The sequence below is a fragment of the Micromonospora sp. Llam0 genome (genome assembly GCF_003751085.1).
Taxonomy (GTDB): domain Bacteria; phylum Actinomycetota; class Actinomycetes; order Mycobacteriales; family Micromonosporaceae; genus Micromonospora_E.
The window spans coordinates 1,934,526-1,960,862 of sequence record NZ_RJJY01000002.1; the positions used below are offsets into that span (position 1 = coordinate 1,934,526).

The window sequence follows — 26,337 nt, forward strand, 5'->3', positions numbered from 1 at the left end:
GAACGTAACGGGGGGTGCGGCGCGAAGGCCAGGACCGTGGTCCAGGCCGGGGGGCGATTCCGCGCCAACCCGGGGGGCGTGTCGACGTCCGGCGGGTGGCCAGTCATTGGCCCCGCCGGACGTCCGCGTCCTGACCTGATTCACTCCTGACCCACCGCTTCCCGTTCCCGGGGCAGCAAGGTGATCCCGGCACTGCGGCAGGCCGCCGCCAGCCGGTCCCGGGCCGCCGCCCGCGATGCCGTCGTCTCGGCGTGCACCACCAGCCCCACCATCGCCTCCACCGCGTCCCGCGGCTCCGGGCCGTTGCCCAGCGAACGGGCCGCCACGGCGTACCACTCCATCGCCAGCTCCCGTTCCCCGCGCCGCGCCGCGAGGGTCGCCTCGATCAACGCGCACCGGGGATCGTCGCCCGGCCCAGTGTGATCGGCATGGTGGACCGGCCGGTCCACCATCTCCACCGGCATCACCTGGCCACGGAGCTCGGTCAGGGTGTCGGCCGCTTCCGCCAGGCGGCCGTCCTGGGCCAGCGCCAGCCCGACGATGCCCAACACCTGCCGCCGATGACTCGGATCACCGACGGCGGTCAACGCCGCCAACACCCGGCGTCCCAGGTCGGCTGCCCGCGCGTACCGGCCCTCCAGCCTGGCCACCTCGGCCAGGTTGGCCCGGGCCAGCAGCCGCAACCGGTCCTCGCCGGACCTGGCCGCGAGCCGGTCGACCGCAGCCAGCCGGCGCCGGGCGGCCCGGAGATCACCCGACCGGATCTCGTGCCGGGCCAACGCGTGCTGGGCGAGCGTCATCTCCCGGATCCGGCCGATCCGGCCGGCCAGGGCGAGCACCGCCTCGGAGTGCGCCCGCGCCTCGTCGAACCGACCGGCGGCCAGGCAGGCGGCGCTGAGCACGGTACGCGCGGCCAGCTCACCCGACGCCTCCCCGAGCTCGATGAACGTGGCCAGCGCCGACCGGACGGCCGGCAGTTCCTGCGGACCGGCGTCGTGCTCCAGCGCGAGCTGGGCCACGCCGATCTGGGCCCAGGCCCGGATCGCCGGGTCCGCGTCGGCCAACCGTGGGTCGTCGAGCAGCCGGCGCAGCCAACGCCGGCCGGCCACGTCGCGTCCCCGGAACCGCCACCACCGGGGCAGGCCGGCGGCCAGACGCAGGGCGGTGTGCGGATCGTCGTTGGCGGAATGGGCGAGCGCGGCCCACAGGTCACTGGCCACCTCGTCGAGCCGGCTGACGACGGTGACCAGCTTCGGCCCGGCCAGATCGACCGCTGACCGCTCGGCGAGCCGCGCGAACAGCACGGCGTGCCGACGCCGGATCGCCGACAGTTCGCCGTGTGCGGCGGCCCGCTCGGTGGCCAGGTCCCGCACCACGTCGATCAGCCGGAACCGGTACGGACCCGCGCCCCGGGCGCCGAGCAGCCCCAACGACATGAGCCGGTCGAGGAACGGCACCGGATCGACCCGACCGTCCTGATCCGACTGGCCGATGTCGGACTGGCCGATGTCGAGTTGGCCAACATCCGGCTGGACCGGATCTTCGGCGAGCATCCCCTCGGCCAGCTCGACCGACCAGCGGTTGCGGAACACCGAGAGCCGACGTACGCCACGCCGCTCGGCGGGCGTGAGCAGTGCGTAGCTGGCCGCGACCGCGTCGCGCAGGGTCACCGCCACGGCTTCCCTGCTGGGTGGTGGCACGGCCAGGTCGAGCAGCCGGTCGCCGTACCGGTTGAAGATCTCGTTCAGGTCGAGCGCCCGCCCCCGGGCGGCAGCCAGCTCGATGGCCAGCGGCAGCCCGCCGAGCCGCCGGACGAGCCCGACCAGCGCGCCGACCTCCCCGGGGTGCACCGGCTCCCGGCGTACCTGCCGGAGCCGGGCCAGGAAGAGCCGCGCCGCCGGGTAGCCGGCCACCGTGGCCAGGTCGGTCTCGGTGTCGGCCGGCGGCACCTCCAGCGGCGTGACCGGCCAGACCCGTTCACCGGGGAGCCCGACCGGGTGCCGGCCGGTTGCCACCACCTGCAGCGACGGCGCGGTACGGGTCAGCCAGTGCAGCGCGTCGGCCATCGCCACCGGTGCCCGTTCCACCGCGTCCACCAGCAGCAGTGCCGGGCCGTCGGCGAGCCGGGCCGCCAGATCGTTGACCCGCCCGACGCCGAAGACGGTGGCGGTGGCGGTCAGTACGTCACTGACGGTCGAACCTTCGGTGACGACGATGCCACCGGTGCCGCCCGGGTACCGGTCGGTCACCTCGGCAGCGACCGCGAGCGCCAGGCTGGTCTTGCCGACGCCGGCCAGTCCGACCAGGCTGACCAGCCCTGCCCCGGCACCGGCGCTGGCACTGGATCCCGCAGTCAGCAGGCCGACGAGGTCGGCCACGTCGCAGTCGCGACCGATCAGTTCGCCGGGCAGCGGAACGCCCCGGCTACGGCCGGGCCCGACCAACGTCTCGACGTCGCCGGCGGCCTCACCGGGCGGCCCGGCCGGGAACGCCGTGGTGGCGAGTGCCGGGGTCAGCTGGCGAGGGATCACCGGACGAGGCTCGGCCGGCCGGCCCCGCGCCGCCGCGTGAAACTCGGCCCGGTCCTCTCCGGTCAGCCCGAGCGCGGCGACGAGCAGATCGACCGTGGTCCGCTGCGGGCGGGCCGTACGGGCCCGTTCCAGGTCCCGGACGGTGCGGACGCCGACCCCGGCCACCGCGGCGAGCTCCGCCTGGGTCAGGCCGACGGCCAGCCGTCGGCTGCGGAGTAGTTCGTCGAACCCGACCCTGCTCTGGTCAGGAGCATGATCCGGACTCATGGCAGGAGAGGGTACGCATTGCGGGGTGCCCGGGTCAGCTTTCCGTCAGGCTGACGACCCGAAAGGAACGGATTTCCGACACAACCGGGGAGGTGCGGCGCCGTCCGAGGCACCCTTACAAGATCATCAAGCGTCGGCAAGTCCAAGATCACGAGCGATGATCATTCGCTGGATCTCCGAGGTGCCCTCGCCGATCTCCAGGATCTTCGCGTCGCGCCAGAAACGCGCGACCGGGAACTCGTTCATGAAGCCGTAGCCACCGTGGATCTGGGTCGCCTCCCGGGCGTTCTGCACGGCGCACTCGCTGGCGTGCAGCTTCGCCACCGCGGCCTGGCGTTTGAACTGGTCACCGGCGAGCATCCGGGCGGCCGCGTCGTAGTAGGCCAGCCGAGCGGTGTGCGCCCGTACCTCCATGTCCGCGATCTTGAATTGGATCGCCTGATACCCGCCGATGAGCTGGCCGAATGCGCGGCGCTGGCCCGCGTACCGGACGGACTCGTCGACACACCCCTGCGCGAGGCCGACCGCGAGGGCGGCGATCGCGATCCGCCCCTCGTCCAGGATCCGGAGGAATTGCGCGAACCCCCGACCGCGCTCACCCAGCAGATTCTCGGCCGGCACCCGACAATCGTCGAACGTCAACTCGTGCGTGTCCGAGGCGCACCAGCCGACCTTCGAGTAGCCGGGTGCGACGGTGAACCCCGGCGTCCCGGCCGGCACGATGATGGTGGACAGCTCCTTCGACCCGTCCGGTCTGGTCCCGGTCACCGCGGTGACCGTCACCAGCGAGGTGATGTCGGTGCCCGAGTTGGTGATGAACGCCTTCGAACCGTTGATCACCCAGTGGTCGCCGTCGAGCACCGCCCGGGTGGCGGTCCCCCCGGCGTCGGAGCCGAACCCCGGCTCAGTCAACCCGAAACCGGCCAACGCCGCCCCGCTGACCAACTCCGGCAGCCACCGCTCGCGCTGCTCGGGGGTGCCGAACCGGTAGATCGGCATCGCGCCGAGCGACACTGCCGCCTCCAGCGTGATGGCCACACTGGAATCGACCCGGGCCAGCTCCTCCAGCACCAGGCAGAGGGCGAAGTAGTCGCCGCCCATCCCGCCGTACTCCTCCGGGAACGGCAGCCCGAACAACCCCATCTTGCCCATCTGGCGGACGATGTCGTACGGGAAGGCGTGCCGCTCGTAGTAGTCGCCGATCACCGGCGCGACCACCTCTTGGGCGAACTCGCGGACACTGTCGCGCAGCGCCTCCTGCTCGTCGGTCAGCCTGAAGTCCATGTCCAGGTCCTTTCTGGAGGTGCCGGGCGGTGCCGGGAGGTGCCGCTACACCGGGGTGACGCCGTGCCGGCGGCGCGAGAAGTGCCGGTCCCGACCGACCGCCGCCGCGTACCGCCGGACCAGTTCGGCGCGCAACTGTTCGGGTCGGACGATGTCGTCGACGACGAGTTCACTGGCCAGCCGGGTGAGGTCGATGTCGCGCTCGTACTCGGCACGGCGGGCGGCGACGAAGCCGGCCCGCTCCTCGGGGTCGTCGATCGCCGCGATCTTGTTGGCGTAGACCGCGTTGACCGCGGCCTCCGCACCCATCACCGCGATCTTCGCGGTGGGCAGGGCCAGCGTGGCGTCCGGCTCGAACCCGGGTCCGGCCATCGCGTACAGCCCGGCGCCGTACGCCTTGCGGACCACGACGCAGATCTTGGGTACGGTGGCCTCCGAGATCGCGCTGATCATCTTCGCGCCGTGCCGGATGATGCCCTGTTTCTCCACGGCGCTGCCGACCATGAAGCCGGGCACGTCGGCCAGGAACAGCAGCGGTACGTTGAACGCGTCGCAGAGCTGCACGAACCGGGTCGCCTTGTCGGCGGAGTCGACGAACAGCACCCCGCCCTTGAACATCGAGTTGTTGGCGACCACGCCGACCACCTGGCCGGCCAGCCGGCCGAAGCCGACGGTCAGCTCACGGGCCCACAGCGCCTGGATCTCCAGGAAGCTGCCCTCGTCAAGCAGTCCTTTGGCGAACCGGCGCATGTCGAACGCCTGCCGTTCGCTCGCCGGCACCAGGGCGGCCAGGTCGACCCCGGCCGGCGGGTCGCCCGCCGCCGTCGCCGGTGGCGGCTGCCGCCAGTTGGCCGGCAGGTAGGACAGGTAGCGGCGGACCACATCGAGCGCGTCGTCCTCGGACTTGCAGAGGAAGTGCCCGACGCCGGACTCGGCGCAGTGCACCCGGGCACCGCCCATCGCCTCCAGGGTGGTCTTCTCGCCGGTGACCATCTCGACCATCCGGTCCGAGCCGAGGTACATGCTGGCGTTGCCCTCGACCATCGCCACCACGTCGCAGAACGCCGGAATGTAGGCGCCGCCGGCGGCCGACGGCCCGAACAGCGCGCAGACCTGCGGGATCGCGCCGGAGGCCCGGACCTGGTTCCAGAAGATCTTGCCGGCGCCGCGCCGGCCGGGGAACAGGTCGACCTGGTCGGTGATCCGGGCCCCGGCGGAGTCCACCAGGTACACCATCGGCAGGCCGGCGTCGTACGCCCGCTCGATGATCCGGATGATCTTCTCGACGGTACGGGCACCCCACGAGCCGGCCTTGACCGTGGAGTCGTTGGCCATCAGGCAGACCTGGCGACCGTCGATGGTGGCGGTGCCGGTGATCACGCCGTCGGCGGGCAGCCCGTCGGCGAGGGCGTTGGCGTACCGGCCGTCCTCCACGAACGAGCCCGCGTCGACCAGCCGGTCGACCCGCTCCCGGGCGAACAGCTTGCCCCGGGCGGCGTTGGCCGCATGGTACTTCTCCGCGCCGCCGGCCCGGATCCGCTTGTCGAGCCGATCCAGCGCCTCACCGTCCAGTGTCACGCCGCCCCCTCGCACCAGCCCGTACTAAACGATCGTTAGGCTACCGCACGACGGTCACCCTCGCGACCCCGACACCAACCGAGCGTCGCCACCACGCACGGGTGACGGGACGGCGTCGATCCGATGCGCTCCAGCGGACCGGTGCCCGGCGTGTCACGTCGATGAGGCGCAATGGATCAACGAAGGCGAGACGTCGGCGGGTCAGCCGGTCGGGGTCAGCCGGGTACGGGGGCCGGCGCGCAGCACCCCGGACGGAAGCTGCCGGCCGACCAGTTCCTCGGCCAGCTCGGCGGCGACCAGCAGGGCATCCAGGTTGATCCCGGTCTCGACGCCCATGTCGTGCAGCATGTGCACCACCTCCTCGGTGGCCACGTTGCCGCTGGCCCCCGGCGCGTACGGGCAGCCGCCCAGCCCGCCGACGCTGGCGTCGAACTCGGTGACCCCCAGCTCCAGGGCGGCCAGCAGGTTCGCCAACGCCGTACCCCGGGTGTCGTGGAAATGCAGCAGCACCGGCACCGCCGCCTGCCGGTCGCGCACCGCCGTGACCAGCTCGCGGACCCGACGCGGGGTGGCCATCCCGGTGGTGTCGCCGAACGCCACCCGGTCCGCGCCGTCGGCCACCACCCGGTCGACGATGTCAGCGACCCGGCGCGGGTCGACGTCCCCTCCGTACGGGCAGCCGAAGCTGGTCGCCACGATCACCTCGACGTGCGCCCCGGCGGCGTGCAGCACCGAAATCAGCTCGGCGATGTCGTCCAACGACTCGGCGGTGCCCCGGTTGACGTTGCGCCGGTTGTGCGTGTCGCTGGCCGACACCACCACTTCGATCTCGGTGAAGCCGGCGTCGAGCGCCCGGCGGGCACCGCGCAGGTTCGGCACCAGCGCCGAGTAGCGCACCCCGGGCGCGCGGCGGGCCCGCCGCCACACCTCGTCGGCGTCGGCCATCTGCGGGATCGCCTTCGGATGGACGAACGAGACCGCCTCGATCCGGCGTACGCCGGTGCCGGACAGCGCGTCCAGCAGGCGGACCTTGCCCTCGGTCGGGATCGGCTGCTCGTTCTGCAGGCCGTCACGCGGCCCGACCTCGCGGATCGACACGGACTCGGGAAGGGGCGTCGCTGCCATCCGTCCAGCATCGCGCGCCCGCGCCGTCCACTCAATGGGATCCGGTGAAGGTCACCGTCGCGTCGGCGCGCCGGACTGCGCCGGCGCGCGCCGTACCCCGTCGGTGCCGGTCCTCACCGCATCCGGCCGACGATGCCGGTGTCGTAGTCGCCGGAGACGAACTCCGGATGCTCCAGCAGCTCGGCGAAGAACGGCAGGTTGCACTTCGGCCCGGCCACCTCGAAGGCGGCGACCGCGGCACGGGCCCGGGCGATCGCCTCGGCCCGGTCGGTGCCGGAGACGATCAGCTTGGCCATCAGCGAGTCGTAGAAAGGCGTCACGGTGGTGCCGGCGGCGTACCCGGAATCGACCCGGACCCCGTCGCCGGTCGGCTCCGACCAGGCGGTGATCGCGCCCGGTCCGGGCAGGAAGCGTTTCGGGTCCTCGGCGTTGATCCGCAGCTCGATCGCGTGCCCGCGCGGCGCCAGGGTATCCGGGTCGAACGTCGGTGCCAGACCAGCGGCCACCCGCAGCTGCTCCTCGACCAGGTCCACGCCGTAGACCAGCTCGGTCACCGGGTGCTCGACCTGCAGCCGGGTGTTCATCTCCAGGAAGAAGAACTCGCCGGTGGTCGGGTCGAGCAGGCACTCGACCGTGCCGGCGTTGCGGTAGCCGACCGCCTCCCCGGCCCGCACGGCGGCGGCGAGCAGCCCGGCCCGGATCTCGTCAATCACCGCTGGCGACGGCGACTCCTCGGCGAGTTTCTGGTTGCGCCGCTGCACCGAGCACTCCCGCTCACCGAGCGCGACGACCCGGTCGGTGCCGTCGGCCGTACGCCAGCCGAGGATCTGCACCTCGACGTGGCGTACCCGGGGGAAGTAGCGCTCGATCAGCACGGACCCGTCGCCGAACATCCGCGCGGCGAACGCCCGGACCTTGTCGTACGCGGTCCGCAGCGCGGCATCGTCGGCCGCGACGCCCATGCCCATCCCGCCGCCACCGGCGGCGGCCTTGACCATCACCGGGTAGCCGATGGTCGCGGCGGCGTCGAGTGCGGCCTCGACGGTCTCGGCGGGCTCGGTGCTGCCGGCGGCGACCGGGACCCCGGCGGCGGACATCAGGTTCCGTGCGTTGATCTTGTCGCCCATCGCCTCGATCGCGTCACCGTCCGGCCCGACCCAGATCAGCCCGGCGGACTCGACCGCGCGAGCGAACTCGGCGTTCTCCGACAGGAACCCGTAGCCGGGATGGACCGCCTGGGCGCCGCTGCTCTTGGCGGCGCCCAGGATCGCCTCGGTGTCGCGGTAGCTCTGCGCAGGGTTGGCCGGACCCACACAGATCGCCTGGTCGGCCTCGGTGACGAAGGGCATGCCGGCGTCGGCCTCGGAATGCACGGCGACGGTCCGGACCCCCAACCGTCGGGCGGTACGGATGATCCGCCGGGCGATCTCGCCACGGTTGGCCACCAGCAACGACTCGATCATGCCTCTCCTCGCGGTCGTGACACCCGGTGCGACAGGGTTGCGGTCAGCCGTGCAGAGCGGCGAGGGTGGCGGCTCGCAGCAGGGTGGCCCGCCGTTCCCGGTCGACCTCACCGCCGAGGAAGGGAGTGGAGTTCATCAGGCCGAACGCGGCGTGCGCCAGCACCCGGGCCTCGGCCGCGTCGAGATCGTGGCGCAGCGCGGTGAGCACCGCCACCCACTCCTCGACGTAGAGCCGCTGCAGCCGCCGGATCCGCCGGCGCGGCTCCTCCGGCAGCCGGTCGAGCTCGTGCAGGTGCAGGGCGATGACCGCCGGGTTGGCCAGGGCGAACTCGACGTGGAACTCGATCAGCGAGGCGAGCGCGGCGGTGGCGTCGCCGGGCCGCGCCGTGACCCGGGCGCGCCCGCCGTCGAGCAGCTCCTCGCTGACCGGGATGAGCGCGGCGGCGAGCATCGCCTCCTTGCCGGCGAAGTGGTGGTAGAGAGCGGGACCGGTCACCCCGGCGGCGGCACCGATGTCGTCCATCGACACGCCGTGGTAGCCGCGGGCCGCGAAGAGCCCGACCGCGATCTGGAGAATCTCGTCGCGACGTGAGCGTCGCCGTGGCGCGCCCGGCTCCGCCCCGTCCGTCGTTGCCGCCTGCTGATCTACCGTCACCTGGCCAGCCTAACCGTGTGTCGACCCGAATTGAACGACCGTTCAGTCACCGGAATGCCGCCGACTGATTCACCGGTGTCCACGCTGACCCGACGCCCGCCGATCACCGTACCGTCACCGACGCCGGGGCTCATCCCCGGCGGAGCGTCACCGGAGCTCACCCCCGGCGGAACCTCGCCAGGGTTCGTCCCCGACCGAGCCGGTCAGGTGCCGGCTGGGACCGCGAGCCCGTCGACGACCCGTGCGTTGGGCAGTACCCCCAGCGCCGGACCGGGAAGCACGATCTTGCTGCCCCGCACCCCGGAACCGATCACCACGTGCGGCACCGCCACCACCCGCGCGTCGACCAGGATGGGCCACTCCGGCGGCAGCCCGATCGGGGTGATCCCGCCGTACTCCATCCCGGTCGTCTGCACCGCGTCGGCCATCGGGGCGAAGCTCGCTTTACGGGCGTCGAGCAGCCGGCGGACCGTTCCGTTGACGTCCGCCCGGGTGGTGGCCAGCACCATGCAGGCGGCGTACCGGACGACACCGCCCCGCTTGCCGGCGATCACCACGCAGTTGGCCGACTCGTCGAGCGCGACCCCGTACGCGGCGCAGAAGGCGGCCGTGTCGGCGAGTTCGGGATCGATCGGCGCCACCGACACGTCATCCACGTCGACCGGCACCTCGGCCGACCACAGCTCGACGGCGGCGGCCACCGGCCCGGCCACCAGGTCGAGTCGGCTCCGGACCGGTTCGGTCTGCAGTTTCCCCAGCACGTCCGCCATCATGCACCCGGCGGCCGGCGAGCCGTGCCGAGGGGCACCGGCCACCCGGGCGCGGTAGATTGACCGCCGCCGCCACCGCGTACCCGGCCCGCCGCCGGGAGCGGCGCGGCACCGCCGGACAACCCGCCGAGAGGTGATCGTGGCTGCCCCGAGGGCGAGCGTCGTCGTACCCGTCTACAACACCGAGGCCTGGCTCGGCGCGGCCCTGGCGTCGATCGACCGTCAGCCGCGAAGGACCGAGATCGAGGTCGTCGTCATCGACGACGGCTCCACCGACTCGTCGAGCGAGATCGCCCGCGACTACGCCCGGCGGGCGCCGGGGGTCCGCTACGTCCGGCAGGACAACGCCGGTCTCGGTGCCGCCCGCAACCATGGAGTACGCCTGGCCACCGGCAACTACCTGGGTTTCCTCGACTCCGACGACCTCTACCCCGACGGCGGGCTGGACCACCTGGTCGACATCGCCGAGCGGGCCGGTGCGCAGGTGGCGGTCGGCGACATGCACGGCTTCCCACCCCGGCCCAGCCCGCCCTGGCGGGCGGAGATCGTCGGCCCGGCCCGCACCATCGGCTCCGTCGCCGAGGCGCCGCTGCTGATCGGCAACCCGTCGGCCTGCAACAAGGTGTTCGCCCGCGACCTGGTCAACCAGGTCGGGGCCGAGTTCACCGAGGGCAGCGCGTTCGAGGACGTCCTGTTCACCGTCCCGCTGCTGGTCCGCTCCCCGCTGACCGCGCTCAGCCCGCGACTGGTCTACCTCTACCGGCAGCGCGGCAACGGCTCGTCGATCATGGAAGGCCGGTTCCGGCCGGCGAAGATCATGCAGCATCTGAACATCATCGAACGGCTGGTCGCCGGCAGCTCCGACGTCGCACCCGAGGTGGCCGGGGCGGTCCGACGGTGGGTCGCGTACATGCAGCTGCACTACGCCGGGCGGGCCGCCGAGGTCCTCGACGACGGGCAGCTGGCCGATTTCACCCGCCGGATGGCGGCGCTGCTGGCCGACGTACCGGCGCCGGTCGCCGCCGAGTTCAGCCGGAACCCGCACGCCGGGCTACGCGCGGTGGCCCTCTACGAGCAGGATCCGGACGGAGTACGCCAGCCCCGGCACTCCGGCCCGGTCCGGCTGTGCGGTGGACAGCTCTACCTCGACCATCCGCGCTGGGACCGGTACCGGGACCTGCTGCGGGTACCCGCGCCGACCGTCGGTGTGCACAGTGTCCGCCGCAGTGGCCCGGCCGGCGACGAGGTGGTCCGGTTGACCGGGTGGTGCGGCCTGCCCGGCCCCGGCGGCGCGCCCGGCGACCAGCGGAACGACCTGGTGCTGGAGATCGGCGACACCCGGTTGCGGCTGCCGCTGACCGTGGCCGACGGCAGCGGCGGCCGGCTCCGTTGGCGGGTCGACGTACCGCTGGCCACGCTGTCCCGGGGCCGGTACGCGCTGCGGGTCGTCGCCCGCGACGACGGCGCAGAGCTGGTGCTCCCGCCGACCCCGGGCGCGCCCGGCACCCGGGCGACGCTGACCGCCCGGGGCCGTGCCGTGTGGGTCGCACCCGGCCGCCGTGGGCTGCGTCTGGTGGTCTCGGACCCGCTGTTCACCGCCGCCGCGACGCCGGCCAGGTGGAGCCGGATGGCCCGCTACCAAGCCGGACGCGCGGCGCGGCGCGGGGTCCGGGTGGCCCGCCAGGGCCGCCAACGGCTGCGCAGACTGGCCGCCCGCTGATGCTGTCTGGCCGCCCGTTGGCCGCCTGCTGATGCTGTCTGGCCGCCCGTTGCTTCAGGAGTCCTCGGCCAGCAGGTCGGCGCGGCTGTCGCCGAGCAGTTCCCGCAGCCGAGCCAGGGAACGCCGGCTCTGGGTCTTGACCACCGACACCGAGACGCCGAGCGTCTCTGCGACGGTCTCGACGCTCTGGTCCTCCCAGTAGCGCAGCACCACGATCGCCCGGTCGCGGGGCGGCAGACAGCCAAGCGCGTCGATCATGGTGACCCGCAGATCGGGCCGCGCGGACCGGGCCGGATCCCCGTCCTCACGAGGGCTGGCGATCGGCAGCTCCCGCGCGCTGAGCCGGCGGCGGTGGTCGAGCACCACCCGTAACAGCACCTTGCGGCTGTACGCCTCCAGGTTGTCGAACCGGGACACCCGCTGCCACGCGGCGTACATCTTGGCCAGGGCCGTCTGGGTGAAATCCTGGGCCAGATGCCAGTCACGGCACATCAGGTAGGCGGTGCGGCGCAACCGTGGCGCAGCAGCCGAGGCGAACGCGACGAACTCCTCCTCCACCGCCCCGGCCGGGGCGCGGTCCACCGCCCTCGACCCGTCCTTGGCCGTGGACGCGGAGACAGCCTGGTCGACGGCGGGTCGCGGTTTGCCCACCACATACCCCCCGGGCAGGATCACCTCAGCCGCGCCGTACACACTGCACTCCCATGCCTGGGCCACCCTCCCCGGTGTGGACCTGCCGTTGTCCGACCCCTGCTGACATAGACGTCGTGTGTGCGACGATCGGTGACATGGGCGGGAAAGTCCCGGACGTTCGCCAACTGGTCATCAGCTGTTAGCCTTTCGACAGGGCCCCCTTCCCCTACCCGACGGATGATGTCGGACCGACGGTTGACCCCCGCCGCCGGACCGACGCACCGACGTACGTGGAAGGCGCGCTGCACGGATGGCACTGCTGAGCTTGATCATCCCGGTGTTCCGGGTCGAGAAGTACCTCGCAGCGTGCCTCGACTCGGTCCTGACGCAGCATCGGGCGGACGTGGAGATCGTGGCGGTGGACGACGCCTCCGATGACGGGTCCAGCGCCATTCTGGCCAGCTACGCACAGCGACACCCCGAGATCACCGTGGTCACCCTGGACCGAAACAGCGGGCTGGGTGCCGCCCGCAACGCGGGTATCGCCCACGCCAGCGGTCGCTACGTATGGTGTGTGGACAGCGACGACTGGTTGCCGGACGGCTCGCTGGCCGCGGTCGCCGACCGGCTCGACCGCACCGACCCGGACATGTTGATCACCGGATACTCCCGGGTCTATCCCGACGGCCGGGCGGAAGAACATCCGGTCACCGGCATCGCGCCGGGCCGCCAACTTCCGGAGGTCTTCCGCTTCGCCGACGAGCCAGGGCTACTCGACGTGCTGTGGATCGCCTGCAACAAGATCATCAAGCGGGACCGGCTGGTCGACACCGGGATCACCTTCCGATCCGGCTGGTACGAAGACGTCTCGTTCGTAATCCCGCTGCTGGTCGCCGTGGACCGGATCGCCGTGCTGGATCGCGACTGCTACGCGTACCGGCAGCATCACGACGGCGCGATCACCCGGACGGTCAGCGACCGGCACTTCGAGGTCTTCGACCAGTGGCAGCGGGTCTTCACCTACCTCGACGCCCACCCCGGCCGGGCCGCCGCCCTGCGCCCGTTGATCTTCGGTCGGATGATCTGGCACTGCCTGCAGGTGCTCGGGCACCCGCACCGGGTCCCCAGGTCCCACCGGCGGCGCTACTTCCGGCGCGCCTACGAGCTCTACCACCGGCATAGGCCGGTCGGCGGGTACCCGGTGCCGGGCAACGGCAACGAGACGGTCAAGCATCGCCTCGTCGCGGCGAACGCCTATTCTCTCTATCAGACGTTGATGGCCGTCTGGTCACTGCGCAAGCGGTTGCCCAACCGGGCCGGCCGGGCAACCGGCCCCGCTGGAGCCAGTGGGCGGCCGGTCGCTGCCGGTCGGACACCGCCGCCAGCGGCGGCACCGCCCGGCACCGTACCCGCCCGGGGTGGTGCGGTCGACGACGAAGCCGAGGAGGGGGCGATCAGGTGAGGCGCGACGCCGGCTCCGACGCCTCCGCGCCGGCCGGCAGCCGGGTCACCTGGCGCCTCACCGGGCTACCGGCGCCCCACCCCGCCGAACGGCTCGGCCGCGCGGTGGGGTTGCGGGTGCTGCGGCTACCTGGCACCCGTCGGGCATTGGTGATCGCCGGCACCGTGGACCGGCTACGCGACCTGCCCCACCACCCGTCGGCCGGTCAGCCGGTACGCGCCGCCACCGTGGTCGTCGTCTGGTGGCGGTACCCGGGGCTCGGCTGGTCCGGCAACGTCGGCACGTTGCCGCAGCTGCGCCGGCACCGGGTCGGGCTGCCCAGGCTGCGCCGAGGCGCGGCCACCGTCCGGCTGGCGCTCGCCGCCCCGGTGCCGCTTCGGTCGGCGGTACGGGCGGCGCTGCGCGCGTTGGACGGGTCTCGGCCGATGCCGTCCCCCGGCACCGCCGAGGTCACCGCCCTCGGTGCCCCGCCGGCATACCTGCCGGCGGGGGCGACCGTACTGACCGCCGGAACGCTGCCGGAGCGCGACGAGATCCGCGCCCACGACCTGGTGCTGGACGGCCGGGATGCCGCCGGCCCGCAGGGCGGGCGCGACGCGGCGTACGGTGTCCGGTTGGCCGGCACCGGGCACGCGGTCACCACGCCCGCTGGCGAGCGGCTCGTGCTGATCGACGCCGAGCGGATCAATCCGCGTGGCCGGCTGGCGGCCGCGTACCGGCCGGAGGCGGCAGAGATCTCCCTGGAGTTCGCCCGCGGCGACCGGCCCCGGGCCAGGTTCCGCGGACCGGCCAGCGGGTCGACCCGATACGGGTCGCTGACCGGCCCCGGGCTGGACGCGGCGGCGCTGGCCGCGCTGCGGCAGGTCCGCGCGGTGCGCTGTCGGCTGGTGCCCGGTGAACATCCCGAGCAGACCGCCGGGCTGCTGGTGCAGCTCGCCGCGACCGGTGTGCTCGTGCACGCCCCGGTCCTGCCGCCGGCCGTGGCCGACCTGCTCGACCCGCAGCTACGCATGCTCGTCACCAGACCGCTGCCCGGATCAGCCGGATCAGCCAGGTCGGACGGGCCGGACGGGCCGGACGGGCCGTTGGCTGTCGAGGCGCGCAGCGTACGGCAGCGCCGGGCCGCGATGCGCGGCCACGCCGTAGCGCTGCGGCTGCCCGGCCTCGTCGGCGGCGGGCTGCCGGCACTCGGCCAACCGCCGTCGGTCAGCGCTGTTCTGATCACCCGGCGGCCGGAGCTGGTCACCCCCGCGCTGGCCGCGATCATCGCGCAGACCTACCCGGAGATGGAGATCATCCTGGGCCTGCACGGCATCGAGTTGCCGGAGTCGGCCCGCCGGGCGTTGTCCGACGCGGGCCGCCCGTTCGAGGTGCTGCACCTGCCGGAGTCGGTCGACTTCGGCGCCGGGCTCGCAGCGGCCACCCGACGCGCCCGCGGCACCCTGATCACCAAGTTCGACGACGACGACAGCTACGGCGTCGAACACGTCTGGGACCTGATGCTGGCCCGGCACTACTCCGGGGCCACCCTGGTCGGCAAGGGTGCCGAGTTCGTCCACCTGGACGATCAGGGCGTCACCCTCCGCCGACGGTCCGGCATCCCGGAGGCGTACGGCGGAGTGGTCGCCGGTGGCACGATGCTGCTCGCCAAGAGCGATCTGGAGGCGGTCGGCGGCTGGCGCCCGGTGCCCCGCTCGGTCGACCTCGGGCTGATCGAGCGGCTCCGGGCGGAGGGCGCCACCATCTACCGCACCCATCCGCTCGGTTACCTCTACCATCGGCGGCCCACCGGGCACACCTGGGATCCGGGCGAGGCGTACTTCGTGGACAGCGCGTACTCCCGCTGGGCCGGCGTCCCGCCGGAGGTGATGGGTGACGAGGTCACACCACCATCGACGGCAGCGGCCAGCGGCGCAGCCGGTGCGGCAACCAGACCAGCCGGTCACCCACCTTCGTGACCAGCCCTTCTTCGCCGAACTCGCGGGCGATGTCCAGGTCGACAGTGGTCATCTCGGCACCGTCGAGCAGTTGCTCCAGCACCGCCAGGTACGCCGGGTCGTCGATGGTGAGCAGGTTGAGCCGACCGGCCCGCCGGTCCCGGACCTGGACGAACCCGGGGCCACGCCGGTAGGTGCACTTGTCGAAGTAGAACGCGTCCCGCCAGGCGGCAGCCGCCACCGTCCCCGGATCGGAATCAGGGTCGGAGCCGGCGGCATCAACGGAGCCGGCAGATCCAACGGAACCCGCCCTGCCAACGGAACCCGCCGCGCCGGCGATCTCGACCGTCGCTGGCGGACGCAGATGCCCGTACACCCGCCACAGGTCGCCGTCGCCGCCCGGCAGCCGTATCGACCAGTCCACCTCGATGGCGTAGCTGGTCAGTTCGCGGACCAGGACGAGCCGGCGGACCGCGTCGGCCGCCGCCACCGAGTCGGCGGCGGTGAGATCGACGGTGCCGGGCAGCGCCACCTTGCGTACCCCTCGGTCCAGCCAGTCCGCGACGGTGTCGGCGGCGGACCCGGTGAACTCGACCGTGCCCAGGTCGATGCCGGGAATGTCGGCGACCGCCGGATCGTGGTCCCGGTGCAGCCGGACCACGACCGGCCCGGTCGGCGGTGCCTCGATGTCGGTGCTGATCAACGCGGTGCTCCTGTCAGACGGCGGTGAGCGCGGGCTCGGGCGTGGGGTGCCCGGCGGACGTGGCCGGGTCCGCCGACGCGGCTTCCGCCTGCGCGGCGGCCCGCTCCTGGTGCAGGTGGTCGATGCGGAGCAGGTCCTGGTTCATCGCCTGCGGGGCGATCTGGATGAACTGATCGGCGTCGCTGAACAGCAGGCCCAGGTCGCTCCAGCGGGCGAGCAGTGTGGCCACCGCCTCCTCCGACGCGGAGATCCGCCGGGCCAGTGAGGCGACGCTGTGCGGCTGGTCCAGCTGCCGGAAGGCGGCGATCTCGGTCGGATCCGTCAACCGCAGCACATGCCAGTCGAACTGCCGCCGCTCGCTGACCAGCACGATCTCGGTGCCGAGGTCGTGGTGGGTCAACCGGCTGCGGGCATACTCGTGCTGCCAGCCGGTGACGGCCCGGTCGAGCGTCTCGGCGAGATCCTCGTCGATGCCCTGGGTCGGGGTGTCGAAGATGTACGCCAGGTCCATCAGCTCCGACTCGGGCAGGTCGTAGATGAGCCGGTACTGGGCGGCCGGCCGCAGGTCGGTGAAGCCGAGTTCCGGCTTGACGAAGTACGGGCTGAACCGTTCGATGGCGATCCGGGTGCTGCCGTCGGGTGGGCAGAGGTGGTGCAGGGCCGGCATCTGGTCGATGATCGACTGGTAGTCGGCGTCGGTCTCGCCGGGGAAGCCGTACAGGTAGTTCCAGGCGATGGTGATGCCGCTGGTCTCCGCGTCGCGCAGCATCCGCACGTTGAGGCAGCCGGTCACCCCCTTGTCCATGATCTTCAGCACCCGGCTGTTCAGGTTCTCGATGCCCGGCTGGACGCTGACCAGGCCGGCGTCGGCCAGCGCCTGCACCTGCGGGCCGCGCATGTTCGACTTGATCTCGTACTGCAGCCGCAGGTCGTAGTCGGATTCGGCCAGCCGGGGCAGCAGCGAGTTGACGTAGCTCATGTCGAGGATGTTGTCGACGACGAACATGTCCAGCACCTGGTGGCGCTCGACCAGCCCGATGATCTCGTCGTAGAACCGGCCGGGATGCTTGCTGCGGAACTGCATGAACGACCCGTTGAGCCCGCAGAAGGTGCAGTGGTGCTTCTCGCCCCACCAGCAGCCGCGGGCACCTTCCACCACCAGTCGGGGCTCGACCCAGTGGTTCGCCTTGGAGGCGGCCAGCCGCTCGAAGTAGCCGGTGTAGTCCGGGCTGACGATCTGCGCCGGCGGCAGTGGTGCGGTGCTCATCGGGTTGGCCACGTGCCGGCCGTCCGGGGTGGCCCAGCACAGGCCCTCGATGCTGGAGAAGTCGGCATGGCTGTCCGCCGGTGCGGCCTCCAGCGCGGCGAGCAGCTGGGGGAACGCCGCTTCGCCTTCGCCGCGTACCACGAAGTCGATGAAGGAGAAGTTGCGGTGCAGCGCCGCGCCCTGCTCGCCGTCGCAGTTCGCCCCGCCGAGGGCGGTGCGGATCCGGGGGTCGAGTTTCTTGACCGCCCGGGCGGTCGCCAGCGCTGCGGTGTTCTGCTGGAACGTCGAGGTGAATCCGACGAGGTCGGGTGCCCGGTCGACGATGCGGGCGGCGATCTCGTCGATGAACTCCGGCGCGGACCGGTGCAGGTCCACGTTGCGGCTCAGGTCCCGCTCGGACATCTGGCCCTGCACCCGGCTGCTGAACTCGCTGACCCGCCACTCAGGGTCATCGTAGAGGGCGGAGGAGAAGACCCAGTCACCGCAGCCGGAGAAGTAGGTGAACAGCGAATAGTAGTAGTAGTCACCAAGGCCGAACTCGCGCCGGTCGACCACCCAGTCGACGAAATCGAGGTTGGCGTGCATCACCTCGACCTCGGCGTCCGGCATCTTCTGGCGGACGCTGTTGGTGAGGATGCCCAGTGCCAGCGACGGGACATCGATCGATGACCACGGCATGTTGACCAGCAGGATCCGCATGTGCCCTTCCCTTCTATGCGAGCCACGACCGACGAACCCGGTCAGCGCGGATGTCGGAGGTGGACAAGAATTGCCGGTAGAACGGAGGCGGTCGGGACCGTTGGGATGAAGGCGGTCAGCACCGACCGGTGGGATGGTGACGGTCTGCGACGATGGGATGGAGGCGGTCAGGCGATGCCGGCCAGGGCGCGACCCGCCCGCCTCCACCCCGTACGACCCAGATCAGAACTTGATCTTGACCGATACCGTGACCGTGATGTTCGCGCTGCGAAGCTGGTCGCGGTTGCCGTTGATCGGGTCGTTCTCGACAACGTTCTTCCGCATGCCGTTCACCTCCTCTCCCGATCGGACCGAACCTGCCAACGTGCGGGGAACAGGGTCAGGCCACTGGCCGCGCCATGGCGAGCGCGACCGCCGTACCCTCCTCCTGCACGCCGTCGAAGTGCCGCTGCATGAACAGCAGCACGGTCTGCATCAGCGACAGATGGCTGCGGGCGTCGAAGTCGTCGTGCCCGGCCCGGCGGCGGACCAGCTGATGCGGAACGCGGCGGGCGGCCAGCAGACCGGCGTACCGCTCCACCGGGGCCGGCGGGCAACGCACGTCGTCGCTGGAGACGGCGAGCAGCACCGGCGCGGTCACCTGGTCGACGTAGCTGGCCGGCGACGACCGGGCGTACGTTTCGGGAACCTGGTCCGGGGTGCCGCCGAACAGCATCACGTCGAGCGCCTGGACCGCCGGGGACGCCGCATGGAACGCGGCGGCGTAGTCGGCGATCGGGCTGATCGCCACCCCGAGACGCCACAGCTGGGGCTGCACACCGAGGGCGAGCAGGGTCAGGTAGCCACCCCACGAGGTGCCCCACAGGGCGACCCGTCCCGCCTCGATCAGCCCTTCGGTCACCAGATGCTCGCGGACCGCCGCCAGATCGGCGACCTGGGTCAGCCCGACGCCGGAGCTGAAGTCGTTACGCCAGGCGGAGCCGTAGCCGCTGGACCCCCGGTAGTTGACCCGCACCACCGCGCAGCCGGTGCTGGTCAGAATCTCCACCAGCGGGTCGTACGCGTCCCGTGCGTGCTGCGACGGTCCGCCGTGGACCAGGAACACGGCGGGACGGGTACGCCGGTCGTCGTTCGGTGTCGTCAGCAGCACGTGGATCGGCCCGCCCGGCCCCGGCACCCACAGCTCCTGCCGCTGGTAATCGTCGACCGTGGCGGACGCCGCCGGGTCCGGGCCGCCGCTGTCCGGCAGCCGGACGTCGCGGCCCGACCGCAGCTGCGGCGGGGTGAGCGAGTCGGTCCAGATGTAGACGACGTCGCCGTCCGGCCAGACCGCCGCGTCCAGCACGCTGCCCGGCGGGTTCGGCAGCACCGCGCTGGCCCGCACCGTCAGGTCGGCCTCGTGCAGGATGGTATGGGCGTGCCGGTCCTGACGGATCAGGATCCGCCGGCCGTCCGGGTACCAGCTCGCGGTGATCTCGGTGTCGAACCAGCACCAGCTGTGCGGCTGCAGACCGTCGGCCCGGGTCCAGGTCGCCGGGAAGTACCGGTCGTCCTGCTCCAGCACGAGCAGCAGCCGGGGTTCACCGCCGCTGGGGGCGAAGCCGAGCGCCCAGACCCGCCGATCCGGCCGGCCGGGCACCACCCCGACGCTGGCCCCGTCGCGGCCGACCACGGTCACGGCGTCGGCGTCGGCCGGGTCGGTGCCGACCGCAGCCAGCTCACCGGTCGGATCCAGGTCGACCAGGTACGCGTACCCGGCGGTCCGGGTGAGCTCGGTGATCCGCCCGTGCGGGTCGCGCCGGTGCAGGGTCAGGCCGTCGTCGTCGGCGAGCCCGACCAGGGCGGTGCCGTCGTCGGCCATCGCGATCCCGGCGTGCCGCGCCGGCGGCACCCCGGGCAGCGCCGGAGCCGAGACCGACCCCGAGGCTGAGGCGGACCCTCCGGTAGCCGAAGCCGGTGGCTCGGCCTGGTCGGTGGTGCCGGTCGGAAAGTCGCGGGTACGCCAGACACCCACCCCGGCGAGGTCGTCGTCGAACCACCACACCGTCTCGCCGTCCGGGTCCAACGCGGCCCGGATCGTTCCGGTCGCCCGGTCGGTGAGCTGGGTGACCGTGTCCGTTCGGCGGTCCCAGGCCAGGATCTGGCATCGGCCGTCGGCGTCGCCGACGTAGACCACCCGGTGCGGCGCGTGCTCGGCGACCACCGGAAGCGCCGGATAGAACAGTCGGTATTCACGGCTCATCGGCGTGCCTCCTCTGCCACGGGTTCGGTCGGCGTCGCCTCGGACTCCGTCGCTGTCGCGCCGGGTTCGGTCGTCATCGCGTCGTCTGGTGGGTCTTCCGCCCCGGCGCGCAGTTGGCGCAGGTTGACGGTGGTGTAGACGGCCAGCCCGGCCAGTGCGGCGGCGAAAATCAACGCGACGGCGGTCGGGCTGTACCAGGCGACGAGCAGGCCGGCGAGCAGCGGCGCCGGGGTCTGCAGCACCTCGCCGGCGGTGCCCATCACGGTGCCGACCCGGCCCTGCAGCTCGTCCGGCGTCAACGCGATGACCCGCGACTGGAAGATGACCCCGAGCAACGGGCTGAGCAGGAAGACCAGGCCGAAGAGCAGGCCGTACGTCCAGGTCTGCCGGGCCTGCGACATGGCCGCGACCAAGGCGACCATCGCCCAGGAGGCCACGACGATCACGGTCATCGGCCGGACCCGGCTGAACACGGCGGGAGCCAGCAGCGCGCCGGTCAACCCGCCGACGCTGGCCACCGTCAGCACCAGGCCGATCGACGCTGCGGCCGCGCCCTGCTGCCCGGCGGTCAGAATCGCGTAGTAGATGAGCGCGCCGAAGGTAAAATTGATCCCGGCGGCCCAGATGGTCACGAATCGTAGAAACGGCTGCCGCCACACGAAGCGCAGGCCGTCCCGCAGATCGGTGAGGAACGACGTGCGTTCGGCACGGTCCGGGGTGAGATCGGTGCGGATCGCGCTGACCAGGAAAGCGGACACCACATATGACACGGCGTCCACCAGGAATGGCACCCACCGGCCTATCTGGTAGAGCGCGCCGCCGAAAACCGGACCGACGATCTGTACGGCGTGATTGCGCGCCTCCAGCCGGGACAGCGCCTTCTTGTCGTCGGCCGGCAGCACCCGACGAATCGAGCCCGCGCCGGCCGCCTCGTAGCCGCTCTGGGCGAGCCCTTCGACGAAGGCGGCGGCAGCGAGCACCACCAGGGTCGCCGTACCGCTGGCGACCGAAACGAAGAGCACCGCCATCGTGGCGGCGGCCAGCAGCAGTGACGCCACCATCATCCGCTTACGGGGCAACCGATCGGCCAGTACGCCGGCCGCCGGCGCGGCGACGAGTCGACCGGCCAAGGCCAGCGCGCCCACCAGACCGGCGGCGGCCGGTGACCCGGTTATCGCGAGGGTGACCAGCGGAAAGACGATTCCGGAGGTCTGCGACCCGAGCTGATCGACGGCTCCGGCTATCCAGTACAGCCGGAAATCCCTCTTACGGTTTCCATCAGTCGGCGTTGAATCAGCGGTTGAGGCAGCGGTCATCACTTCGGCCACATCGTCGACATGAACGTCCCAAGGGGTGGTTGATTGAGACTGTCTTGGCGGGCGTAACTCAGGTGAAATAAATCAACCTACCGGCCCCTGACCGGGCCACGGACAGAAGGCTAACAGCGCCCCAACCAGAGCGCAAGCATGTCAATACTTCAAGTTAGCCCAGGAGCAACCAGCGGCTCGTTCAATCCGAACTTGAGGATAATCGTCCCGCAAATGAATCTATGCCCACAGGCCGAATTATTACCGCCCTACCCGGGCGTAACAACGACTCGTTGTCATCTTTGCTGTTAAGTAGGCGATGTCAGCCGCAAACCCGGCATCGGCCCTGTTGTCGCGACAAGATCGACAAGGGTGGCTGGCGGCCGCCCGGGAGGGCGGTGTCAGCTCAGCGGCTCAGCTCGGCTGCGTCGGGTAGGTCGACAGCGCCGCCGACCGGGTGGCCAGCATCGGCCGGAGCGCGCCGGCCAGCAACTCGACGTCGGTGGCGGTGAGCCGAAGCAGCGGGCGGCGCAGATAGATGCTCCACGCATGCGGCTTCGGGAACGCCGCCAACTGGTGCACCAACGGCTGCAACTCCGCCCCGCCCGGGTACGGCACCACACCGTCGACGTCCAAGGTGCAGCCGGAGACGAACCGCATCCCGGCAATCTCGACCGGCTCGTCGAAGGCGCGAACCGCGCTGGTGGCGGTCGCCGTACCGATCACCCGGCCCCGGTCACGGGTCGGGTTGTGCCAGGCGCCCCGGGTCGCGTACAGCAGCAGCCGGTCCCCGGCGGCCAGGGCGGCCACCTCGGCCCGCGGGGTCGCCGGGAATGCCATCCGCTGCTGCTCCAGCACCCAGCGGATCGCCGCCCGCTCACCGAGGACCACCAGGTACGCCGCGTTCACGCCGCTGACTCTATCGACCCGCGTACCGGGCGTCGGCCCAGCGTCATCCCGGCACCTGATCAGATGTCGGTCTCCAACGAGCGAGCCAGCGAGCCAGATGACCTCGACTTCGGCTTGTACGTCCACCTGCCGGTGTCTTTGGCCGGCGAGGATCGCCGCTGGCCCCATCGGTGACCGCCAATGATCCACTGCGCTTCATCGACTCGACACGCCGACGACTCGTCAGAAGACGCGCATCCGATCAGGAGGCCCCCAACCTTGCAAGAGTTGCAAGGATTGAAAGCCTTGCTACGGTTCTACACCGGCCCGGAGGGGCGTCGTGCTGCGGATCGTGAGTGTGAACGTCTGGGGTGGAGCGCTCGCCGACGAGTTGCTGCCCTGGCTGGCTGGGTGCGGGGCGGACGTCCGCTGTCTGCAGGAGGTGACCCGGACGCCGGGCCTGACCGGGTGGACCCGGTTCGACGACGGCGACCGTACCCTGCCGCAGCGCGCGAACCTGTTCGACGATGTCCGCGCCGTACTGCCCCGCCACCAGGCATTCTTCCTGACCAGTGACTCCGGGCCGGTGACCGACGGGACGGGTGAGCGCCATCGACAGGACTTCGGCGTGGCGACGATGACCGCCGAGTGGCTGCCCGTCGTCGGTGTCGACTCGGCCTTCGTGCACGGCACCTTCGTCGAGCACGCCGAGTGGACGGTTGGCGACCGTCCCCGGGTGGCGCTCGCCGTCGGCGTCGTCGGCCGTACCGCCGGTCGGCGGGTATGGGTGGTGCAGGTGCACGGTCTGCGTGACCCGGCGGGCAAGGCGGACACCCCAGCCCGCCAGGCCCAGGCAGCACGGCTGGCCGAACTGGTCCAGCGGGTACGCGACCCGGATGATCTCGTGGTGGTGTGCGGCGATTTCAACCTGCTGCCCGACAGCGCAACGTTCGACGTACTGGGTGGCATCGGGCTGACTGACCTGGTCGGCACGGTCGACACCCGTACGTCGCATTATCCGAAGCCGGTCCGGCACGCGAGCTATCTGCTCGTCTCCGACGTCGCCGCCGTCGAACGGTTCGAAATCGTGCGTCAGCCGGAAGTCTCCGACCACTGCGCCCTGCTCCTCGACCTGCGGGCCTGACCTCGTCGGACGCAGGCCGTTCCCGCCCCGGTATGACCGCCCTGACGGCGGGTACTCCTCAGTCATGGTAGGCACCTCGAATACCCTGTCGCGGTCCCGCGCCGTGGTGGCGAGGTCGGGTCGCAGCAAAGCAGTCGTGCGGCCGGCTGGGTATGCCGATCTGGCGGCGACGGCCCGTACGCATGTGGAGTTCCTGCCGGTCGGGCTGTTTCCGTCGCTCGGGGCAGGCTTCGTTCGTCGCTGGCACCGCACCTACCTCGACCCCCGGCACGGCGTCGGCTACGTGGTCACCGACCGGACGACATCCGACGACGACGTTGTCGGATTCCTGCTGGGCACCACCGACCAGGCCGCCCACATGGCGACGCTGTTCGCCGATCGGCGGGCGCTGGCCTCACTGTCAGCCTCCGGTGCTGGTACGTTGATCCGCCGCCCACGACTGGCTCGTCAGCTGGCTTCCCGCGCTCTGCCGTGGGCACGGCAGATCGCGCAGCGCCGGTCCGGCCAGCCAGCCCCAGCGGATGGGCCGGGCGAGAATCCGCAGGTCGCGGTGATGGTCGCAGTGGCGGTGCAACCGCAGTGGCGGGGCAGCGGAATCGGGGCGGAACTCGTCCGCCGGTTCGTCGAGGATGCCCGGCGCGCCGGAGCAGCGGAGGCCGAGCTGGTCACCCCGGTCGGGTCGGCCGGGGCGACGGGCTTCTATGAAAGGCTCGGCTGGGAGCTCGGACCGTGCTGGCATACCCGCGACGGTGACCAGCTTCAGGCGTACCGTCAGCGCCTCGGTGCCGGCAACTGATCAGCCGCCGGCCGGTTGCCAGGCGGTCAGCAGGTCAGCGGGCTGGTAGAGCACGTCGAGCCTACGGCAGGACGCGCCGGTATTGCACCTGCCGTAGCGGCATGTGCTGTGGTGGAGGCACTACGGCACGAAAGGCTCTGTCTGCGATGTTTCCCTCCCTCACGCCTCCCCGCCAGGTCAAGATCGGTGACGCGGCCGCGTTCGCCGGGACCACCCCGCGCGCCATCCGCCACTACCACGAGATCGGCCTGTTGCCCGAGCCCGAGCGAGGCGTGGACGGCCGCCGCTACGGCTACGAGGACATGATCCGCATCCTGTGGATCCGCAAGATGGCAGGGGCCGGCGTCAGCCTGGACGACATACGGGCCGCCTTCGACGAGTCCTGGCGCATCGAGGAGATCCTGAGCAGGCTGGAGGAGACCTTGGCGGCACAGGAGGCCGAGATCAAACGTCAGCGTGCGGCGGTCCAGCGCATGCAGGCAGTGGGCAGCCCGCTGGGGCTGCTCTCCGAACTGGTCACGGACCGGCTCAGCCATCTGCCGCCGGGCGTGCTGCGAGCGTCGGACCTGGAAGCCCTGCTGGTCACGGAGCGGATATTCGGGCCGCTGGGCGCCGCCATCCAGGCCAGTGTGTTCATCGTGCTGGCCACGCACCCTGAGCTGCGGGCCGAGCAGGACCGTCTCGACGCGGCTGAGGCCGCCCTCGACGACGGCGTCGAGCCCGATGACCCGCGTGTCGAAGAGCTCGCCGTACAGCGATGCGCCCAACAGTTGGCCCTGGACCGGGCCATCGAGGCAGCAGGGCTGGACAAGGCCGAGGAGGAGCTCTTTGAGACCGACGACGCCGACCTGAAAGGGGAGGAGAACAGGCAGATGAGCGCTTTCGAAGCGGCCACCAAAATGCCCTACGGATTCTCTCCGGCTCGGACGCGCTGCATGGAACTCGCGGGACAACTCCTCGCCCAGGCCTACTCCGCACACAGCTGACCACCTGCGCCGGGCACCGGTTCGTGGCCCGGCAGCCGGTCACGTCCCTCGTCACCGGCTGCGCTCGGCCGCCTTGGCGAAGTACGCGCCGGTGATGCGGGAGGTTGTCCGGGTGGGCAGGACGCGCTGGAAGAGGAAGGTCTGGGTGGTGTAGAGCCAGCCGTCGACCACGGCCGCCGACCGGCCGGCCAACGCGGCCATGACGGTGTCGGCCACCTGTTCGGGCTGTCGCTTTCCCCGGAAGTGGCCGGGGTTCATCGGTGTCTCGGTCGCCCCCGGACTCACTGCCACCACCCGCACCCCACTTCCCCGCGTCTCGGCCCACAGCGCCTGGGTGAAGGAGAGCACGAAGGCCTTCGAGGCCGCGTACCCCGCGTTGTTGGGCGCGGGGGAGTACGCGGCGGTGCTGGCGATGTTCACGATCGCGCCACTTTTGCGGGCGAGCATGCCGGGCAGGAACAACGCGGTGATCTCCGCGACCGCTCCCGCGTTCAGGTCGACCAGCGTGCGGATCCTGCCGGGATCGGTGCCCGCGACCGGCCCCGGCAGGGCGATACCGGCGTTGTTGACCAGCACGTCGATCGTGACTCCGGCTTCTCCGAGCCGTCCGGCGAGGTCGCCAGGCGCGCCCGGCAGCGACAGGTCCATCGATACGGTACGCACGTCGACACCGTACGAGGCCCGTATCTGCCCTGCCGTGTCGTCCAGCCGCTCCTGGTCACGCGCGACCAGGACCAGGTTGATGCCTTCCCTGGCCAGCCGTGCGGCGATGGCCGCCCCGATCCCGGCACCGGCCCCGGTGACCAGCGCGGTGGTCTTGTGTTCGCTCATGCAGACGACGGTAAACTTTGACGCTGACGTGAATGTCAAGCTCGGATGG

20 protein-coding genes are annotated in these 26,337 nt (G+C 71.5%); 6 read left to right on the plus strand and 14 right to left on the minus strand.

All coding sequences use genetic code 11. The annotated features are described in order from the left end of the window. Positions 1-140: 140 nt before the first annotated feature. The 7 genes from EDC02_RS36055 to EDC02_RS36085 all read right to left on the minus strand — a co-directional run bounded on the left by EDC02_RS36055 (position 141) and on the right by EDC02_RS36085 (position 9,661). The gene (locus EDC02_RS36055) at positions 141-2,798 is read right to left on the minus strand and encodes a helix-turn-helix domain-containing protein (protein ID WP_123606581.1); all 2,658 of its coding nucleotides are present in this window, start codon (positions 2,796-2,798) and stop codon (positions 141-143) included. Between the two features lie 126 nt (positions 2,799-2,924). Beyond that, positions 2,925-4,082 carry an acyl-CoA dehydrogenase family protein gene (locus EDC02_RS36060; RefSeq protein ID WP_123606582.1) on the minus strand — a complete coding sequence of 386 codons (1,158 nt, stop codon included), beginning with the start codon at positions 4,080-4,082 and terminating at the stop codon, positions 2,925-2,927. Between the two features lie 45 nt (positions 4,083-4,127). After that, positions 4,128-5,660, minus strand: coding sequence for an acyl-CoA carboxylase subunit beta (locus tag EDC02_RS36065; RefSeq protein WP_123606583.1), 1,533 nt, complete (start codon positions 5,658-5,660; stop codon positions 4,128-4,130). Positions 5,661-5,861: 201 nt separating this feature from the next. Next, positions 5,862-6,785, minus strand: coding sequence for a hydroxymethylglutaryl-CoA lyase (locus tag EDC02_RS36070; protein ID WP_123606584.1), 924 nt, complete (start codon positions 6,783-6,785; stop codon positions 5,862-5,864). A gap of 113 nt (positions 6,786-6,898) precedes the next feature. Further along, positions 6,899-8,248 carry an acetyl/propionyl/methylcrotonyl-CoA carboxylase subunit alpha gene (locus EDC02_RS36075; protein WP_123606585.1) on the minus strand — a complete coding sequence of 450 codons (1,350 nt, stop codon included), beginning with the start codon at positions 8,246-8,248 and terminating at the stop codon, positions 6,899-6,901. Between the two features lie 43 nt (positions 8,249-8,291). Further along, positions 8,292-8,903, minus strand: a complete 612-nt coding sequence (locus EDC02_RS36080) for a TetR/AcrR family transcriptional regulator (RefSeq protein WP_123606586.1) — start codon at positions 8,901-8,903, stop codon at positions 8,292-8,294. Between the two features lie 203 nt (positions 8,904-9,106). Then, positions 9,107-9,661: a YbaK/EbsC family protein gene (locus tag EDC02_RS36085; protein WP_123607422.1), complete on the minus strand. Its 555-nt coding sequence runs from the start codon at positions 9,659-9,661 to the stop codon at positions 9,107-9,109. A 151-nt stretch (positions 9,662-9,812) separates the two neighbouring features. Between EDC02_RS36085 and EDC02_RS36090 the strand changes: the two genes are divergently transcribed. Further along, positions 9,813-11,393, plus strand: coding sequence for a glycosyltransferase family 2 protein (locus EDC02_RS36090; RefSeq protein ID WP_158632425.1), 1,581 nt, complete (start codon positions 9,813-9,815; stop codon positions 11,391-11,393). A gap of 54 nt (positions 11,394-11,447) precedes the next feature. Here EDC02_RS36090 and EDC02_RS36095 read toward each other — a convergent pair whose 3' ends face one another. Next, positions 11,448-12,110 carry a SigE family RNA polymerase sigma factor gene (locus EDC02_RS36095; protein ID WP_233606616.1) on the minus strand — a complete coding sequence of 221 codons (663 nt, stop codon included), beginning with the start codon at positions 12,108-12,110 and terminating at the stop codon, positions 11,448-11,450. A gap of 226 nt (positions 12,111-12,336) precedes the next feature. Between EDC02_RS36095 and EDC02_RS36100 the strand changes: the two genes are divergently transcribed. Continuing rightward, the gene (locus EDC02_RS36100) at positions 12,337-13,488 is read left to right on the plus strand and encodes a glycosyltransferase family 2 protein (protein WP_123606588.1); all 1,152 of its coding nucleotides are present in this window, start codon (positions 12,337-12,339) and stop codon (positions 13,486-13,488) included. Continuing rightward, positions 13,485-15,446 carry a glycosyltransferase family 2 protein gene (locus tag EDC02_RS36105; protein WP_123606589.1) on the plus strand — a complete coding sequence of 654 codons (1,962 nt, stop codon included), beginning with the start codon at positions 13,485-13,487 and terminating at the stop codon, positions 15,444-15,446. Before EDC02_RS36100 ends, EDC02_RS36105 begins: the two co-directional genes overlap by 4 nt. Here the strand turns inward: EDC02_RS36105 and EDC02_RS36110 are convergent. From EDC02_RS36110 to EDC02_RS36135, 5 genes are all read right to left on the minus strand, one after another. Further along, positions 15,370-16,128 (minus strand): DUF5825 family protein, encoded by a 759-nt coding sequence (locus tag EDC02_RS36110; protein WP_123606590.1) that lies wholly within the window; start codon positions 16,126-16,128, stop codon positions 15,370-15,372. The genes EDC02_RS36105 and EDC02_RS36110 overlap by 77 nt on opposite strands. A 13-nt stretch (positions 16,129-16,141) precedes the next feature. Beyond that, positions 16,142-18,094: a RiPP maturation radical SAM C-methyltransferase gene (locus EDC02_RS36115; RefSeq protein ID WP_123606591.1), complete on the minus strand. Its 1,953-nt coding sequence runs from the start codon at positions 18,092-18,094 to the stop codon at positions 16,142-16,144. 379 nt (positions 18,095-18,473) lie between these two features. After that, the gene (locus EDC02_RS36120) at positions 18,474-20,336 is read right to left on the minus strand and encodes a prolyl oligopeptidase family serine peptidase (protein ID WP_158632426.1); all 1,863 of its coding nucleotides are present in this window, start codon (positions 20,334-20,336) and stop codon (positions 18,474-18,476) included. Then, positions 20,333-21,652: an MFS transporter gene (locus tag EDC02_RS36130; RefSeq protein WP_148083772.1), complete on the minus strand. Its 1,320-nt coding sequence runs from the start codon at positions 21,650-21,652 to the stop codon at positions 20,333-20,335. Before EDC02_RS36130 ends, EDC02_RS36120 begins: the two co-directional genes overlap by 4 nt. 405 nt (positions 21,653-22,057) lie before the next feature. Further along, entirely contained in the window at positions 22,058-22,552 is a 495-nt protein-coding gene (locus EDC02_RS36135) for a hypothetical protein (protein WP_123606593.1), read from the minus strand. 319 nt (positions 22,553-22,871) lie between these two features. Here EDC02_RS36135 and EDC02_RS36140 point away from each other — a divergent pair, with 319 nt between their 5' ends. The 3 genes from EDC02_RS36140 (at position 22,872) to EDC02_RS36150 (ending at position 25,457) form a co-directional block, all read left to right on the plus strand. Then, positions 22,872-23,675: an endonuclease/exonuclease/phosphatase family protein gene (locus tag EDC02_RS36140; protein ID WP_233606617.1), complete on the plus strand. Its 804-nt coding sequence runs from the start codon at positions 22,872-22,874 to the stop codon at positions 23,673-23,675. Between the two features lie 136 nt (positions 23,676-23,811). Continuing rightward, on the plus strand, positions 23,812-24,471 hold the full coding sequence (locus tag EDC02_RS36145; protein WP_158632427.1) for a GNAT family N-acetyltransferase: 660 nt from the start codon (positions 23,812-23,814) through the stop codon (positions 24,469-24,471). Between the two features lie 146 nt (positions 24,472-24,617). After that, a complete protein-coding gene (locus EDC02_RS36150) occupies positions 24,618-25,457 on the plus strand; it encodes a MerR family transcriptional regulator (RefSeq protein ID WP_123606595.1) in 840 nt (279 codons plus the stop codon). Between the two features lie 51 nt (positions 25,458-25,508). Here the strand turns inward: EDC02_RS36150 and EDC02_RS36155 are convergent, their stop codons facing one another. Beyond that, on the minus strand, positions 25,509-26,288 hold the full coding sequence (locus EDC02_RS36155) for an SDR family oxidoreductase (RefSeq protein WP_123606596.1): 780 nt from the start codon (positions 26,286-26,288) through the stop codon (positions 25,509-25,511). Positions 26,289-26,337 lie beyond the last annotated feature (49 nt).